The 14,562-nt window shown below is 67.4% G+C and carries 15 protein-coding genes and 1 tRNA gene; 11 read left to right on the forward strand and 5 right to left on the reverse strand.

Annotated elements, in window-relative coordinates:
- Positions 1 to 104 precede the first annotated feature (104 nt).
- Both DKT70_RS05780 and DKT70_RS05785 read left to right on the forward strand, forming a co-directional pair.
- Positions 105 to 1,748, forward strand: a complete 1,644-nt coding sequence (locus DKT70_RS05780; RefSeq protein WP_111558258.1) for a CTP synthase — start codon at positions 105 to 107, stop codon at positions 1,746 to 1,748.
- Positions 1,637 to 2,344, forward strand: a complete 708-nt coding sequence (locus DKT70_RS05785) for an MrcB family domain-containing protein (RefSeq protein ID WP_111558366.1) — start codon at positions 1,637 to 1,639, stop codon at positions 2,342 to 2,344. Before DKT70_RS05780 ends, DKT70_RS05785 begins: the two co-directional genes overlap by 112 nt.
- Before the next feature lie 77 nt (positions 2,345 to 2,421).
- Here DKT70_RS05785 and DKT70_RS05790 read toward each other — a convergent pair.
- The 4 genes from DKT70_RS05790 to DKT70_RS05805 all read right to left on the reverse strand — a co-directional run bounded on the left by DKT70_RS05790 (position 2,422) and on the right by DKT70_RS05805 (position 6,527).
- Positions 2,422 to 2,497 (reverse strand) — tRNA-Thr (locus tag DKT70_RS05790).
- A gap of 85 nt (positions 2,498 to 2,582) precedes the next feature.
- The gene (locus tag DKT70_RS05795; protein ID WP_111558259.1) at positions 2,583 to 4,349 is read right to left on the reverse strand and encodes a heme biosynthesis HemY N-terminal domain-containing protein; all 1,767 of its coding nucleotides are present in this window, start codon (positions 4,347 to 4,349) and stop codon (positions 2,583 to 2,585) included.
- Positions 4,350 to 4,359: 10 nt separating this feature from the next.
- Positions 4,360 to 5,766, reverse strand: coding sequence for a COG4223 family protein (locus tag DKT70_RS05800; protein ID WP_111558260.1), 1,407 nt, complete (start codon positions 5,764 to 5,766; stop codon positions 4,360 to 4,362).
- A gap of 95 nt (positions 5,767 to 5,861) precedes the next feature.
- Positions 5,862 to 6,527 (reverse strand): uroporphyrinogen-III synthase, encoded by a 666-nt coding sequence (locus DKT70_RS05805; RefSeq protein WP_111558261.1) that lies wholly within the window; start codon positions 6,525 to 6,527, stop codon positions 5,862 to 5,864.
- 66 nt (positions 6,528 to 6,593) lie between these two features.
- Between DKT70_RS05805 and tsaD the strand changes: the two genes are divergently transcribed.
- The 9 genes from tsaD (at position 6,594) to truA (ending at position 13,688) form a co-directional block, all read left to right on the forward strand.
- On the forward strand, positions 6,594 to 7,661 hold the full coding sequence (tsaD, locus tag DKT70_RS05810) for a tRNA (adenosine(37)-N6)-threonylcarbamoyltransferase complex transferase subunit TsaD (protein ID WP_111558262.1): 1,068 nt from the start codon (positions 6,594 to 6,596) through the stop codon (positions 7,659 to 7,661).
- Positions 7,658 to 8,599: an NAD(P)H-dependent glycerol-3-phosphate dehydrogenase gene (locus DKT70_RS05815; RefSeq protein WP_111558263.1), complete on the forward strand. Its 942-nt coding sequence runs from the start codon at positions 7,658 to 7,660 to the stop codon at positions 8,597 to 8,599. The genes tsaD and DKT70_RS05815 overlap by 4 nt, the downstream gene beginning before the upstream one ends.
- Positions 8,596 to 8,871, forward strand: coding sequence for a YciI family protein (locus DKT70_RS05820; RefSeq protein WP_407672192.1), 276 nt, complete (start codon positions 8,596 to 8,598; stop codon positions 8,869 to 8,871). The genes DKT70_RS05815 and DKT70_RS05820 overlap by 4 nt, the downstream gene beginning before the upstream one ends.
- Entirely contained in the window at positions 8,871 to 9,290 is a 420-nt protein-coding gene (locus DKT70_RS05825; RefSeq protein WP_111558265.1) for an EVE domain-containing protein, read from the forward strand. Before DKT70_RS05820 ends, DKT70_RS05825 begins: the two co-directional genes overlap by 1 nt.
- Positions 9,291 to 9,329: 39 nt before the next feature.
- Complete coding sequence (locus DKT70_RS05830; protein WP_111558266.1) at positions 9,330 to 9,575, forward strand: DUF4170 domain-containing protein; 246 nt, start codon at positions 9,330 to 9,332, stop codon at positions 9,573 to 9,575.
- Entirely contained in the window at positions 9,575 to 10,762 is a 1,188-nt protein-coding gene (locus DKT70_RS05835; protein WP_111558267.1) for a 3-deoxy-D-manno-octulosonic acid transferase, read from the forward strand. Before DKT70_RS05830 ends, DKT70_RS05835 begins: the two co-directional genes overlap by 1 nt.
- On the forward strand, positions 10,759 to 11,748 hold the full coding sequence (gene lpxK / locus DKT70_RS05840; RefSeq protein ID WP_111558268.1) for a tetraacyldisaccharide 4'-kinase: 990 nt from the start codon (positions 10,759 to 10,761) through the stop codon (positions 11,746 to 11,748). Before DKT70_RS05835 ends, lpxK begins: the two co-directional genes overlap by 4 nt.
- Positions 11,749 to 11,892: 144 nt before the next feature.
- Positions 11,893 to 12,873: a 5-bromo-4-chloroindolyl phosphate hydrolysis family protein gene (locus tag DKT70_RS05845; protein WP_111558269.1), complete on the forward strand. Its 981-nt coding sequence runs from the start codon at positions 11,893 to 11,895 to the stop codon at positions 12,871 to 12,873.
- Positions 12,873 to 13,688 carry a tRNA pseudouridine(38-40) synthase TruA gene (gene truA / locus DKT70_RS05850; protein ID WP_111558270.1) on the forward strand — a complete coding sequence of 272 codons (816 nt, stop codon included), beginning with the start codon at positions 12,873 to 12,875 and terminating at the stop codon, positions 13,686 to 13,688. Before DKT70_RS05845 ends, truA begins: the two co-directional genes overlap by 1 nt.
- On the opposite strand, the gene DKT70_RS05855 is transcribed toward truA, so the two are convergent.
- Positions 13,625 to 14,443 (reverse strand): sugar transferase, encoded by an 819-nt coding sequence (locus tag DKT70_RS05855; RefSeq protein ID WP_111558367.1) that lies wholly within the window; start codon positions 14,441 to 14,443, stop codon positions 13,625 to 13,627. The two genes, truA and DKT70_RS05855, sit on opposite strands and share 64 nt — an antisense overlap.
- Between the last annotated feature and the right edge of the window lie 119 nt (positions 14,444 to 14,562).

Here is a 14,562-nt window from a genome sequence, read left to right on the forward strand (position 1 = left end):
GTCCGTTGCGACCACGGGGCGAATCAGTTATTCCTCTGATCCCGTGATGCTGGTCGACGAACGGCCCGCAGCCGATCCGAACTTGCACATCACGGGGGCCATCCATGGCGCGTTACATCTTCATCACCGGCGGCGTGGTTTCGTCCCTTGGCAAGGGTCTGGCCTCGGCGGCGTTGGGCGCCCTGCTGCAGGCCCGCGGCTTCACGGTCCGCCTGCGCAAGCTGGACCCCTATCTCAACGTCGATCCCGGCACGATGTCGCCCTTCGAACATGGCGAGGTCTTCGTGACCGATGACGGTGCGGAAACCGATCTGGACCTGGGCCATTACGAACGGTTCACCGGCGTCAGCGCACGCCGCACCGACAGCGTCAGTTCCGGCCGGATCTATTCCAACGTGCTGGAAAAGGAACGCCGCGGCGAATATCTGGGCAAGACCATCCAAGTCATCCCGCACGTCACCAATGAAATCAAGGACTTCCTGGCGGTCGGCGCCGATGAGGTCGATTTCATGCTGTGCGAGATCGGCGGCACCGTCGGCGATATCGAGGGCCTGCCCTTCTTCGAGGCCATCCGCCAGTTCATCCATGAACGCCCCCGCGGCGAATGCATCCTGATGCACCTGACGCTGCTGCCCTATCTGGCCGCATCCGGCGAGTTGAAGACCAAGCCGACCCAGCACAGCGTCAAGGAACTGCAATCCATCGGCCTGGCCCCCGACGTGCTGGTCTGCCGGTCCGAACACCCGATCCCGGAAAAGGAACGTGCCAAGATCGCGCTGTTCTGCAACGTGCGTCCCGACGCCGTCATCCCGGCCTACGACCTGAAATCCATCTACGAGGCGCCCCTGGCCTATCACCGCGCGGGGCTTGACCGCGCCGTGCTGGACGCCTTCCAGATCAGCCCCGCGCCCCGTCCCGACCTGACCCGTTGGGAAGACGTCATGGACCGCCTGGACCATGCCGAGGGCGAGGTCCGCGTCGCCATCGTCGGCAAATACACGCAGCTTGAAGACGCCTATAAATCCATCGCCGAGGCGCTGACCCATGGCGGGATGGCCAACCGTGTCCGGGTCAAGGCGAACTGGGTGGACAGCGAAAAGCTGGAAGGCGACGGCGCGCATCTGCTGGACGGCTATCACGGCATCATCGTGCCGGGCGGCTTTGGCGAACGCGGCACCGAAGGGATGCTGGCCGCGGCCCGCTATGCCCGTGAAAAGAAGGTTCCCTATCTGGGGATCTGCCTTGGGATGCAGATGGCCGTGATCGAGGCCGCGCGCAACCTGGCCGACATGCCAGACGCAGGCTCCGAGGAATTCGACCACGAGGCCGGCAAGACCCGCTTCACGCCCGTCGTTTATCACCTCAAGGAATGGGTGCAGGGCAATTACACCGTCCAGCGCAAGATCGGCGACGACAAGGGCGGCACCATGCGCCTTGGTGCCTATACCGCCATCCTGAACGAAGGCTCGCGCATCTCGTCGATCTATGGCGGTGCCACGCAGATTGAGGATCGCCACCGGCACCGCTATGAGGTCGATGCCACCTATCGCGAACAGCTGGAAAAGGTCGGGCTGGTCTTTTCGGGCATGTCGCCCGACGGCAAGCTGCCCGAGGTCGTGGAATATCCCGACCATCCGTGGTTCATCGGCGTGCAGTCCCACCCCGAGCTGAAATCCAAGCCCTTCGAACCCGCGCCCCTGTTCGCAGGTTTTGTCCGCGCCGCGATGGAGGAAGGGCGGCTGGTCTGAGCACCGCCCCCGACGATCAGGCAGGGCTGGCAACGGCCCTGTCGCTGACGGCGCGACGCTTCGTCCACGAACGTCAGCGCCCCTATGCGGGCAGCCCCTTCGCCCGCTTCTTTCGCCAGGATGTCGCCCGCATGGGCCGCGATCTGGTCGCCCCCCGCCCCGAACCTCTGATGGTCCGTGCCAGCGTCGGCGCACAGGGCTGGGCCAGCATCCCATGGCTGGCCTTCTTTGCGCCCCATGTGACGCGCAGCATGCGTCAGGGGCTCTATGTCGTCTTTCTGATCAACGCCCATGACGAACGGGTCATCCTGTCGCTGCAACACGGCGCAGGTGCCGCCCTGACGCAACTGGGCCCCGATCAGGCCAACCGCCATCTGCGCCATATGGCGTCGGCGACGCGACGCGCCGTGACGGTCCAGCATGATTTCGACGAAGGCCCCATCGATCTGGGGTCCACTGCCGCGCTGCCGCTCGCCTATCAGGCGGGCTGCGCCCTGTCGCGCAGCTGGGCGGCGGATGACCTGACCAACGACGCCCTGTCGACCGACTTGACACTGATGCTGGACATATATCGCGGGCTGGTGCCGCCCGCCTGACCGGACATGCCTGCGCCTGAACGCAAAAGGCCGCCCCGGAAGGGCGGCCTTTTCGCTGTCAAGCCACTTGGATCAAGTGGTGCCGGTGAAGGGACTCGAACCCCCGACCCCATCATTACGAATGATGTGCTCTACCAGCTGAGCTACACCGGCATCAGACTGTGAGGCGGCGGATAGCACTTTCCCACGGCAGGGGGAAGAGGCCCCAGGGCTTTTTTTGCATCCGCCGCCCGACATCTCACTTGGACGGTTTCGACCAATCCTCCTCGTCGGCAGGCTGGGCGTCAGGGCGGACCATTTCCGGCTCTGCCTCGGGCTCGGAGGGGCTTGCAGCGGCAGCCTTCGGCGGGTCCGTCCGGATCTTTTCGGGGTCCGCGTCAGGCGCCGGCTTCGGCTCCGGAACAAGTGCCGGTTCCGGCGTGGTCACGGTGGCCGATGGCTCTGCGTCCAGATAATCGCTCTCGCGCGGCACCATGCCAGGGGCGATGTCAGGCTGCCGCTTTTCACGGGGCTTCGGGACACTGACCTCCGGCTCGGCCGGGCCGGGCGGGTGCGGCTGCACGGGTGCGGACAGGTCGGGGACCTCGTCCTCCGGATCGACATCCGCATGCTCGTCGCGCGGCGATCCAACCAGCAGCGGCAGCATCTCGGCGCCCGTGGGCGAGGTGCTGGCCGTACTGCGCGCGCCCTCCGGCTCGCGCCAGGTCAGCGTATCGAAACCGCCGCAATTGTCACAGACAGGGGCCCAGTCATGCATCACGTTGTGGCAGGTGTCGCAGACCCATTGCGGGCCGCGCGACGCGGTCAGCGCCCGCGTCAGCCAGCCGCGCACGACGCTGTCATCGGCGCCCTCGCCCCGTTCGATGGCGGCCATGATCGACAGCGTGCGGACGGTCGGATGCTTTTCGGCCAGATCGCCAAGCGCGCGGCGGGCACCGGGGAAGTCTTCGGCCGCCAGCAGCAATTCGGCCTTCAGCAGACGCGTTTCCTCGTGGTCCGGGTTCTTGCGCATCAGCGCGTCGAAGCGGCGCAGACGGGCCGAAGGCGATTCGTCCGGTACGATTTCGGCATAGGTCTTCGCCAAGTCGGGATGCGGACGCACCGACCATGTCTTTTCCAGAATGCGCGAGGCATTGCGGAAATCTTTCTGAGAGGTATAGGTCCGCGCCGCCAGAACCGCTGCCGGGATCAGGTCGGGCGATGCCTTGGCCGCCGAGATCGCCGCTTCGCGCGCGCTGATCGAATTGCCTTCGGCCAAAACGTCGCTGGCCTGCTGCAATGCCAGCACGGCATCGCGGCGCAGCGCCACGTCCTTGGGCAGATCGCCCTGGTTACGCTTGTCCTTCAGGGTCTGGCGCGCGCCCTTCCAGTCATGTTCGCGGGTCTGCAGCTCCAGCAGCGTGTCCTGAGTCTCCTTGTGGCGCGGTTTCAACGCATAGGCCTTTTGCGCCAGCAGCAGCGCCTTGTGGGTGTCGCCTTGGGCCAGTTTCTGCCGCATCAGGCCGCGGATACCCACGAAGCGGGTTCGGTCATCCTCCAGCAGCTGCTTGTAGACCGCCTCCGCACGGCGCGAATCGCCTGCGGTTTCAGCGGCCTGTGCGGCCAGCAGGTTCGTCATATGGGGCTGGTCCAGGTATTTGGCAGCCCTTGCCGCCTTGTCCTGCGCCAGCTTTCCCTCGCCCGAGGCGACAGCCAGCATGCCTTCGGTGAAGGCGGCATAGCCCTTGCGCTGTCGCGAGCGGGCGAAATAGCGGTTCACCGCCGTTTCGTCACCCGCCAGAAAACGTAGCGTGGCCAGCAGCAGGCCCAGCAATTTGAAGACCAACCAGGCCAGCACCATCAGCACGATCAGCGCGACGACCGCCTTTACCGGCGTCAGGGCGATCTCGGTGCCACCATATTGGATGCGCAGCATCTGCCCGATTTCCGACAGGTGCATCGCGCCCAGCGCAAGCGCCAGGACCACGGCAAAGAAGAACAGGATTTTCAGCAGGGACAACAGCATCTTGCGGACCTCAATTCTGGCCGGAGGACAGATCGGTCAGGGCCGTCTGTGCCTGCGTATAGGCGTTTGCGCGGGCCAGCCAGTCGGCCATCGCCGGGGCGTTTCGGCCCGCTTCGGGCAGGGCATCGATCTCGCTCAGCGCCGGGGCGATGCGACCGGCCTCGACCTCGGCATTGGCCCGCGACAGGACGGCGTCGGGGTCGTCGCCCTCGCGTGCCTCGATCGAACGGGCACCGGTCTGAGCGCGCAGGAAATTCGTCAGCATGTTGCCCTGCCCGTTGGCGCTGCTGTCGCGCAGCGATGCGCGCAGGGCGGCCCGGGCGGCCTCGGCGAAATCGGCCTGCAGGCTGGTCAGGCTGGGAACCTCAGCAGCCAACGCCTCGGGGGTTTCCAAACCGGCGCTTTCCAGCGTGCTGCGCGCGTCTTCCGGCGTCACGCCGCGATCAAGCGCGGCCTGCAGCGATGCGATGGCCGCGACCGCTTCGGCGCGGCGGGTGCTTTCCTCGGCGGCCTGCTGCAACTCTTCGGCCTCGGCACGGGCTGCTTCCAGACGGGCCTCGGCATCAGCAGCGGCGGATTCGATCTGCTGCTGCAGGGCACCGGCGGCTTCGGGGTCGAAACTGCCCGAACTGGCCAGCTGTTCCAGCCGCGACTGCTGTTCATCCAAGCGTTGCGTCAGGGCCTGCAGCTGATCCGAAAGCTCCTGTCCGCCCGACTGGTCGGTAGGCGCGGGGCGGTCTTCAAGCTCGGTCAGGCGCGCTTCCAGATCATCCGGAACGCCGGCCGGCGCGGGCATGGCGGCCAGTTCTTCGGCCACTGCGCTGCGTGCGGCCTGTTGCGCCAAGGCCGCGACGTCACCCTGATCGGCAGGAACCGCCTGTCCCGCAGGCTGCCATTCCGGGGGCAGATGCGGCAGGGCATAGATCGTGGCCGCAGCGCCCAGACCGGCGGCCACGACACCGCCGAGGGCGACCGGCCAGAAGCCGGTCTTCTTGACGGGTCGGGCAGAAGCCGCAGCAGGTTGGGACGGGGAGGACGGAGGCGTGCTGGCCGTGGTCTTCGAACCAGTGCGGTCAATGACCGGTTCGGGATCACCTGATTTGGTCGCGCTCGACGTTGGGACACCGGTCGTCGTCGTATCGGTGGCCTTGGCGCCCGTACCGGCTGCACCGGCCTTGGCGGCATCCGGCTTGGCCGCAGCTGCGGGCAGTCCACCCTTGGCATCACCCACAAGGGTCGATTCCGCCGGGCTGATCATGCCGGGCTGTCCGGCCTGGGCGGGCTTGCCTGCTTCGATCTGGCTGTTCGGCAGCGTTCCCGATGCGGCGGGCTGCTTTTTCGATGCGGCATCTGCCGGTTTCGGGCTTGCAGTGCTGGTGGCCGGTTGCTTGGTCTTTGTCTTGTCTGGCTGTTTCACGTCTTGTCCCCGTCTGGTGCCATGCCGGCATGGCCGCCTGTAAGCGCATGATACGCAGCCTAAACAGCGATGGCTCCGCGCTCAACCCGCCGTATTCAGCTTTGTTCCGCCTCCGGCAACCGCAGAATGGCATCCCGCATCGCATGGGCATCCGGCCTTTCGGCCACGATCGCATGCCGCGCGGGGCCGTACCAGTTCCGCAATGCCGCTTCGCTGATGGCAACGACCGTGATGGCGGCCCGCGCATCTGCAACCTGGGCCGACAGCACGGTGGCGGTTCTTGGTGAAAAGATGGGCAAGATAACAGGCCCCGGGGCCGCCAGCAGCGCCTTGGCCTTGGCGGACAGACCAACCGGCTGCTGGTCATAGACCACCACACCCGGCACGGGCAGCATCTTGGCCAGATGCCGGCCATGCGCGTGGATCAGTGGAACAGGGGCCCGGGCGATCAGCGGCAGCAGGCTGTCGGCGGTGCCCGTGCCCTCGGTCACGTCGAACCCCGCTGCCCGGGCCTCGCGCGCGGTATGCGCCCCTACGCAAAGGGCCGGTCGCCCGCGTCCTGACCCCGCCCAGGGCACCGCATGGGCGGATGTGAAGACCAGCCCCTGCGCCTCCCCAAGGATCGACGCGTCATGGTCGACCGGGACGATCCGCAGGACCGGAGAGATCACGCAGCGCCAGCCTCGCATCAGCGCGGCGAAACGCTTGGCCCCCGGCTGGGGGCGGGTCAGCAGAAGCGTGGGTCGCGGGTCCGCTGGCATTGGCATATCCTTGCACCGGTGCTAGGGCGTTCAGGGGTAAGCCTCCGCATCCTTCAGGACAAGAGCATGGATGATCTGATCTTTCTGGGCATCGAAAGCAGTTGCGACGACACGGCCGCCGCCGTCGTCACCGGCGACCGCCGCATCCTGTCCAGCGTCGTCAGCAGCCAGACCGATCTGCATGCCGATTTCGGCGGCGTCGTCCCTGAAATCGCCGCCCGCGCCCATGCCGAGCGTCTGGACCTGGCCGTCGAACAGGCGCTGGAGCAGGCGGGGCTGACCCTTTCGGACCTGTCGGGGATCGCCGTGACGGCGGGGCCGGGGCTGATCGGCGGCGTGATGTCGGGCGTCATGTGCGCCAAGGGGCTGGCCGCCGGTTCGGGGCTGCCGCTGGTGGGGGTGAACCATCTGGCGGGACATGCCCTGACGCCGCGGCTGACGGATGGCATCGATTTTCCCTATCTGATGCTGCTGGTGTCGGGCGGACATTGCCAGTTCCTGCGCGTGGACGGGCCGGATGATTTCACGCGAATGGGTGGCACGATCGACGATGCCCCGGGCGAGGCGTTCGACAAGATCGCCAAGCTGCTGGCCCTGCCGCAGCCCGGCGGCCCCGCCGTCCAGGCCGAGGCCGCAATGGGTGATGCGAAACGCATCACCCTGCCCCGCCCGCTGCTGGATCGGCCCGGCTGCGACATGTCGTTTTCGGGGCTCAAGACTGCCGTCCTGCGTCAGCGCGATGCCCTGATCGCGGATCATGGCGGGCTGCGGCAGGCCGATCGGCGCGATCTCTGCGCCGCCTTCCAATCCGCCGTGTCGGATGTGCTGGCCGAGAAATCGCGCCGTGCCCTGACCGACAGCCCGGTGCCCGTGCTGGCCGTCGCGGGCGGCGTGGCCGCCAACACCCAGATCCGCGCCGCCCTGGAACAGGTCGCAGCCGAGGCCAGAGCCCGCTTTCTGGCTCCGCCGCTGGCGCTCTGCACCGATAACGGCGCGATGATCGCCTGGGCCGGGATCGAACGGTTCCGCCAGGGCCATCGCGACGACATGACGCTGGCCGCCCGCCCCCGCTGGCCCCTGGACCGGCATGCGCAACCCATGCTGGGCAGCGGCAAGAAGGGGGCCAAGGCATGAGCGTTTCGGTCCTGGGCGCAGGTGCCTTCGGCACCGCATTGGCCGTGGCGCTGACCGCGAACGGACTCGTGACCCTCTGGGGTCGCCGCATCGACTGGACGGGCGAAAACCCGCGGCTGCCCGGCGTCGCCATGCCGGACCGCCTGACGGTCACCCAAGACCTGGACGCGGCGCTGCGGGCCGACCTGATCCTGCTGGCCCTGCCCGCGCAGGCGCTTGGCGGGTTCCTGTCGCAGCATGGCGCCAAGCTGCAGGGCAAGCGCCTGGTCAGCACGGCCAAGGGCATCGACCTGGAACGCCTGACCGGCCCCTCGGTCATGATCACCGAATCCTGCTCCGATGCGGTGGTCGCCGTGCTGACCGGTCCGTCCTTTGCCGCCGACATCGCGCGGGGCCTGCCCACCGCGCTGACGCTGGCCTGCACCGACGACGATGCGGGCCGCGCCATGCAGCAGGCGCTGTCCACGCCCGTCCTGCGCCTTTACAGCAGCACCGATGTGACCGGCGCCGAATTGGGCGGCGCGCTGAAGAACGTCATGGCCATCGCGGCGGGCACGGTCATCGGCGCGGGCCTGGGCGACAGCGCCCGCGCCGCCATCATCACCCGCGGCTTCGCCGAGATGACGCGTCTGGCTACTCATCTGGGCGCCCGCCCCGAAACGCTGACCGGCCTGTCGGGCCTGGGCGATCTGACGCTGACCTGCACATCGGCGGGGTCGCGCAACTTCCGCTTTGGCGCGGCCCTGGGGGCGGGCGACGAATTCGACCCCGCCACTACAGTCGAAGGTGCGGCCACGGCCCGCGCCCTTGTTCGTCTGGCCGCGCGCGACGATCTGGACCTACCCATCGCCACCATGGTCGCCCGCCTTGCCGAAGGCGCGGTTTCGGTTGAAAAGGCGATGGACCACCTGTTGAGCCGCCCCCTGAAGGAGGAATGATGCCCCTGTTCGCCGTGATCTGCCGGGACAAGCCCGGTGCCCTCGATATCCGCATGGCCACCCGCGATGCCCATCTGGCCCATATCCGCGACAGCGGCATCGTCACATATGCCGGTCCCTTCCTGCAGGACGGCCAGATGTGCGGTTCGCTGGTCGTGCTGGACACTACCGACCTGGCCGCCGCGCAGGCCTGGGCCGATGCCGATCCCTATAAGGCGGCCAATCTGTTCGCCTCGGTCGAGGTGATCGAATGGAAGAAGGTGGTCGGCTGATGGCCTATTGGCTTTTCAAATCCGAACCCGACGTCTTTGGCTGGGACGACCTGGTCGCCAAGGGCGAGGAGGGCGAGGAATGGGACGGTGTCCGCAACTATCAGGCGCGCAACATGATGCGGTCGATGGCGGTGGGCGATCTGGGCCTGTTCTATCATTCCAATGTCGGCAAGGAGGCCGTCGGCATCTGCCAGGTCATCGCCACTGCCCATCCCGACAGCACCGCGGCCGATCCCAAATGGGAATGCGTCGACATCAAGGCGGTGCGCAAGCTGCCCCGCGCCGTCAGCCTGGAGGAAGCCAAGGCCGAACCGCGCCTTGCCGAGATGGTGCTGGTCAACAACACCCGCCTCTCCGTCCAGCCCGTGTCTGAGGCCGAATGGTCCGTCATCATGGAACTCTCCGGCGATCAGGGCTGATCCTTCCTGTATTCCCCCCTCCAACCATCAGAGGTCAACATGACACAACGTCTGCATTTCGTCTTTGGCGGCGAGCTGGTCGACCCGCAGGGCACCCAGTTCCGCAACCCTGACCAGATCCACATGGTCGGCATCTTCCCCGACTACAAATCCGCCTTCGCCGCCTGGAAGGCCGAGGCGCAGCGCACCGTCGACAGTGCCCATACCCGCTATTTCATCGCGCATCTTCACCGCCTGCGCGACGAGGAACGCGAAGTCAGCCCGACCGAGGAACTGGGCAACTGATGCCAGGGGCGGGGCTGGGCCGACTTGCGCTGTGGTGGCATCTGCGCACCCGGCACGGGCTTGACCCCGCCCTGCCCGTCATCCCGGCCGGCCAGACGCCGGGGCTGGTACTGCATGTGTCCCCGGACGCCATCCGCGCCGAGGCGCAGATCCTGCGCCGCCTGTCCCAAGCCGATCCCGGCCTGCGCATCATCCGCATTCCCGGCCCCGATGGCGACGATGTGGGCCTTGATGCCCAAGGGGCGGCCCAGGTGCTGGACCGTGCCCATGCGGCGGCGGTGCTGCTAATCGGATCCTCCCTGCCGCCGGCGCTGATCGCCGCCGCCAATGTCCGCCACCTGCCGGTGATCCTGGCCGAATGCCGCCTGCAGCCGCGCGACCTGGGCTGGGCCATGCCTGCCGCCATGCGCCGCCAGTTGTTGTCGCGGATGGATGCGATCATGCTGACCGACGGCGCCAGCCTGCAGATCGCGCACCGCATCTCGCTGGACCGGTCGCGCATCGCCATGACGGGCCCGGTGTCGGAAATCCGCGAGCCGCTGCATTGTTCGGAGACCGAGCGCGTCTCGATGGCCCAGCAGATGAACGGCCGCCACGCCTGGTTCGCCGCCAGCCTGCCCCGCCCCGAAGAAGCCGCCGTTCTGGCCGCCCATCAGGCGGCCTTGCGCCATTCCCACCGTGCGCTGCTGATCCTTGCCCCCCGCGACAGCGCCCGCATCGACGATCTGGCGCTGGATATCGAGGCCGCCGGAATGACTGTCGCCCGCCGGTCCGAGGACGAAGACCTGACCGACGAGGTTCAGGTCCTTCTGACCGACGGCCCGACCGAGATGGGGCTGTGGTACCGCCTTGCCCCCGTCAGCTTCATGGGCGGCACCCTGTCGGGCGAAGACACCGCCATGCGCCATCCGTTCGAACCCGCCGCCCTTGGATCGGCTATCGTGCACGGGCCGCAGGCGGGTCCCTTTGCCACCGAATGGCAGCAGCTGGACGGTGCGAACGCCGCCCGCCATGTCCGCACCCCCGAGGATCTGGCCGTCACCATCACCGAACTGACCCAACCCGAGATGATTGCCACCCTGGCCAGCAATGCCTGGACCGTCAGCACCGGCGGCGCCGATGTCGCCGTGACCATCGCCCGCGCCGTCCAGACCGCCCTGTCCCGATCCGAAAGGACCGCCCCATGAAAAAGGCCCCCGCCTTCTGGTTCATCCGCCCGCCCACGACCAAGGCCCGGCTGCTGGCGCCCCTCGGGGCGGCCTATGCGGCGGCGACGGCGCGGCGGCTGGCAAAGGGTTCGCGTACGCGGGTCGGCGTGCCGGTCATCTGCGTGGGCAACCTGAACGCGGGCGGCACCGGCAAGACGCCGACCGTGATCCACCTGCAGATGCTGCTGGCGGCGCGGGGCATTGCGGCGCATGTCGTCTCGCGCGGTTATGGCGGCAGCGCCAAGGGACCGCTGCGGGTGATCGAATCGACCCATGACGCCGCGCTGACCGGGGATGAGCCGCTGCTGATGGCGGCCTTCGGGCCGGTCTGGGTCAGCGACGACCGGCTGGCGGGGGCGCGTGCGGCGGTCGCGGCGGGCGCGCAGGCGATCATTCTGGATGACGGTTTTCAGGACCCGTCGCTGGCCCATGACCTTCGGCTGGTGGTGGTCGACGCCGCCAAGGGTTTCGGCAACGGGCTGTGCCTGCCCGCGGGTCCCTTGCGCGAACCGGTGGCGAGCGGCTTGGCCCGCGCCGATCTGCTGCTGTCGATCGGGCCGGACGTGGCGCAGGCAGGCTTTGCCACGCCCGAAGGCGCGCCCCCGCATCTGCGCGGCCAACTGGCGCCCTTACAGACCGGCATCAACTGGCAGGGACACCGCGTCCTGGCCTTTGCGGGTATCGGCCATCCGGAAAAATTTTTCGCCACCCTGCGCGATCTGGGCGCCGTCCTGATCCGGTCCGAACCGCTGGAGGATCATCAGCCCTTCACCCAGGCCCTGCTGACGCGGCTGGAAACGGAATCGCGCATGATGGGCGCGCAGCTGGTCACCACCGAAAAGGACGCCGCCCGCCTGCCGCGATCCTTCCGCATGAAGGTGATGGCCCTGCCCGTGCGCCTGTCGCTGGCCGATCCCGCGCCGCTGGACCGGGCGCTGGACGGGTTGTTCCCGCCCCAGGTTTGAAATCCGGCGCAGGATGCCGATATAGAACCTTTGGATCTCGCCCCGAAAGGATACCCATGTCGCGCAATGCCCAAGCCCGGCTCAGCTTCTATCTGCTGGTGATGCTGACGCTCTATGCCTCGGTCGTGGGGGTGGGGTAACGTCATGGCGGAACGTTTCGGCGGGCGCTTTTCGCCCGGGGATCTGCTGCGCAACAACCTGCCCGGCGGACCCGCGCTGCCCCCCACTCCGCGCCACCCCCACGAGGGGCGGCCGAAATGGATCACGCTGGCCGCGACGCCCTTCCTGCTGGGCGCCTTCTTCCAGGGCGCCACGGGGCTGGTCACCGATCTGGCGGCCTTCGGGCTGATCGCCAGCGGCATGTGGATGACCCGCGAAGGGCTGGTGGCCCAGGCCGCCTACGAGGCCCGCCGCGTCGCCCGCCGCCCCGCCATCCCGCGCAAGCTGTTCGGCGGCATCTTGGGCGGCGTCGGCTTGGGGATCGGCGCGGTCGAACCGGGCCTGTGGGGCCAGGCGGCGCTGGTCGGCGGCGCAGGTCTGGTGCTGCACCAGATCGGTTTCGGTATGGACCCGATGCGCGACAAGGGCCGCGAGGGCATCGACAGCTTTCAGCAGGACCGCGCCCAACGCATGATCGATGAAGGCGAGGGCTATCTCTCCCAGATGACCGACGCCATCGCCCGGGCGGGGGACCGCCGGCTGACGGCGCGGGTGGACATGTTCGCGGCGACCGTGCGGCACCTGTTCGACCGGGTGCGCGACAATCCGGGCGGGCTGGCCTCGGCCCGGCGATACTTGGGCGTCTATCTGATGGGTGCGCGGGATGCGACGATCCGCTTTGCCGATCTTTACGCCCAGACGCGGGACAGATCAGCGCGGGCAATGTATCTGGCGTTTCTGGATGATCTGGAAAAAGATTTCATCGCAAGGTCGGATCGGCTGCTGGATGGTGATCGCGACGCGCTGGATATCGAGATGTCGGTCCTGCGCGACCGCTTGGCCCGCGAGGGGCTGACAGGGGCCGCAACCGCCGCCCCGCCCGAAGACCCCCCGGCCCTCCAAAGCCAAGAGGCCCGGACCATGGACGAATTGCTGACGATGCCCCAGAAAGAACCGCGCCGCTGATGCCCCGTTTCGCACTGAAGATCGAATATGACGGCGCGCCCTTTGCCGGATGGCAGGCGCAGGCCGACCAGCCCACCGTGCAGGGTGCCATCGAGGGCGCCTTGGCCAAGCTGGACGCGGGCTTTGCGGCAGGCGCCCGCATCGCCGCCGCCGGGCGCACCGATGCGGGGGTCCATGCGACGGGCCAGGTCGCCCATGCCGACCTGCTGCGGGATTGGGACCCGTTCCGCCTGTCCGAGGCGCTGAATTGGCATCTGAAGCCGGCCCCCGTCGTGGTGCTGGCCGCAGCGCGGGTGGATGACGAATTCCACGCGCGGTTCTCGGCCCGCGAAAGGCGTTATACCTTCCGGCTGGTCAGCCGTCGCGCGCCGGTGACCCATGACCACGGCAATGTCTGGCAGGTGCTGTCGCCCTTGGACGCCGAGGCGATGCGGCAGGGTGCGGCGCATCTGATCGGGCATCATGATTTCACGACCTTCCGGTCATCGATCTGCCAGGCGAAAAGCCCGGTCAAATCCATCGACCGAATCATGATCGAGGAGATCCCCGTACCGCATGGCATGGAATACCGCTTTCACCTGCGGGCCCGGTCCTTCCTGCACAATCAGGTCAGGTCCATCGTCGGCACGCTGGAACGGGTGGGCGCAGGTTCGTGGCATCCCGATCGCGTGGCCGAGGCCTTGGCGGCCTGCAACCGCGCGGCCTGCGGGCCGGTCTGCCCCCCGCATGGGCTGTACCTGTCGGGGGTGGGTTACCCGCGTGACCCTTTCGGTGCAGCGTCGGACATGCGCGGCGACGGACCGACGGGCAGATAGGACTTGCCGCGCCGGCGGCGGCGCGGACGTTCATCCTTGCGAAGGATGACGATCTTGAGCGTGCTCCACAGGATCCACAGGTCCAGCCGCAGCGAACGGTGGCGCTGATAGATCAGGTCGATCTTCAGCTTGGCGGGCAGGCAACGGCGGTAATAGGCGGCCTCGGTCGCGCGGGCGGATTTGCAGCGGGCCAAAATGCGGTCTTCGTGACGGTGATAGATCAGCGTGGCAAGACCCGTGACGCCCGGACGGCTGTGCAGCACCTGGGCATAGACGGCCGGAAAACGTTCCACATATTCGCGCAGCGGCGGGCGGGGTCCGACAAAGCTCATGTCGCCCAACAGGATGTTGAAGAGTTGCGGCAGTTCGTCGATGCGCGACCGGCGCAGGAATCGCCCCATCGGCGTGATGCGCCAGGATTTATGCGCGCCGGTGGCACCGAAATCGCCCTCCTCGCACAGCATGGTGCGGAACTTCCACTGGGTGAAGGGGCGGTCGGGCGTCTTCATTCGATGGGCGGCATAGAATATCGGGCGGCCCTGCAGAATCAGCAGAATGATTGCGACGACCAGCATGACGACCGACAAAGGCACCAGCAGAAGCAGCGCAAAGCAGATGTCGAACATCCGCTTGGAAACAGGCATCGGGTTTACGCCAGGCGCAGACGCCTCGCCGATGAACCACGCCATCTTGGGGGCAGTCAGCACATTCAGCTGCGCCGCGTCGGCCTTGTCCCAGTCATGGTGGATCGTCACGATACCGTCCGCTTCCAATGTTGCATGCAAAGAACCCTAGTTCGGCTAGCACAGCTTGCATACGATGAAAACGGGTCGGGCGGTTTCCCGCGCAATCACTTGCGCCAGCATGGCAGTTC

Source organism: Paracoccus sediminilitoris (genome assembly GCF_003259195.1).
In the GTDB taxonomy this organism is placed as follows: Bacteria; Pseudomonadota; Alphaproteobacteria; order Rhodobacterales; family Rhodobacteraceae; genus Paracoccus; species Paracoccus sediminilitoris.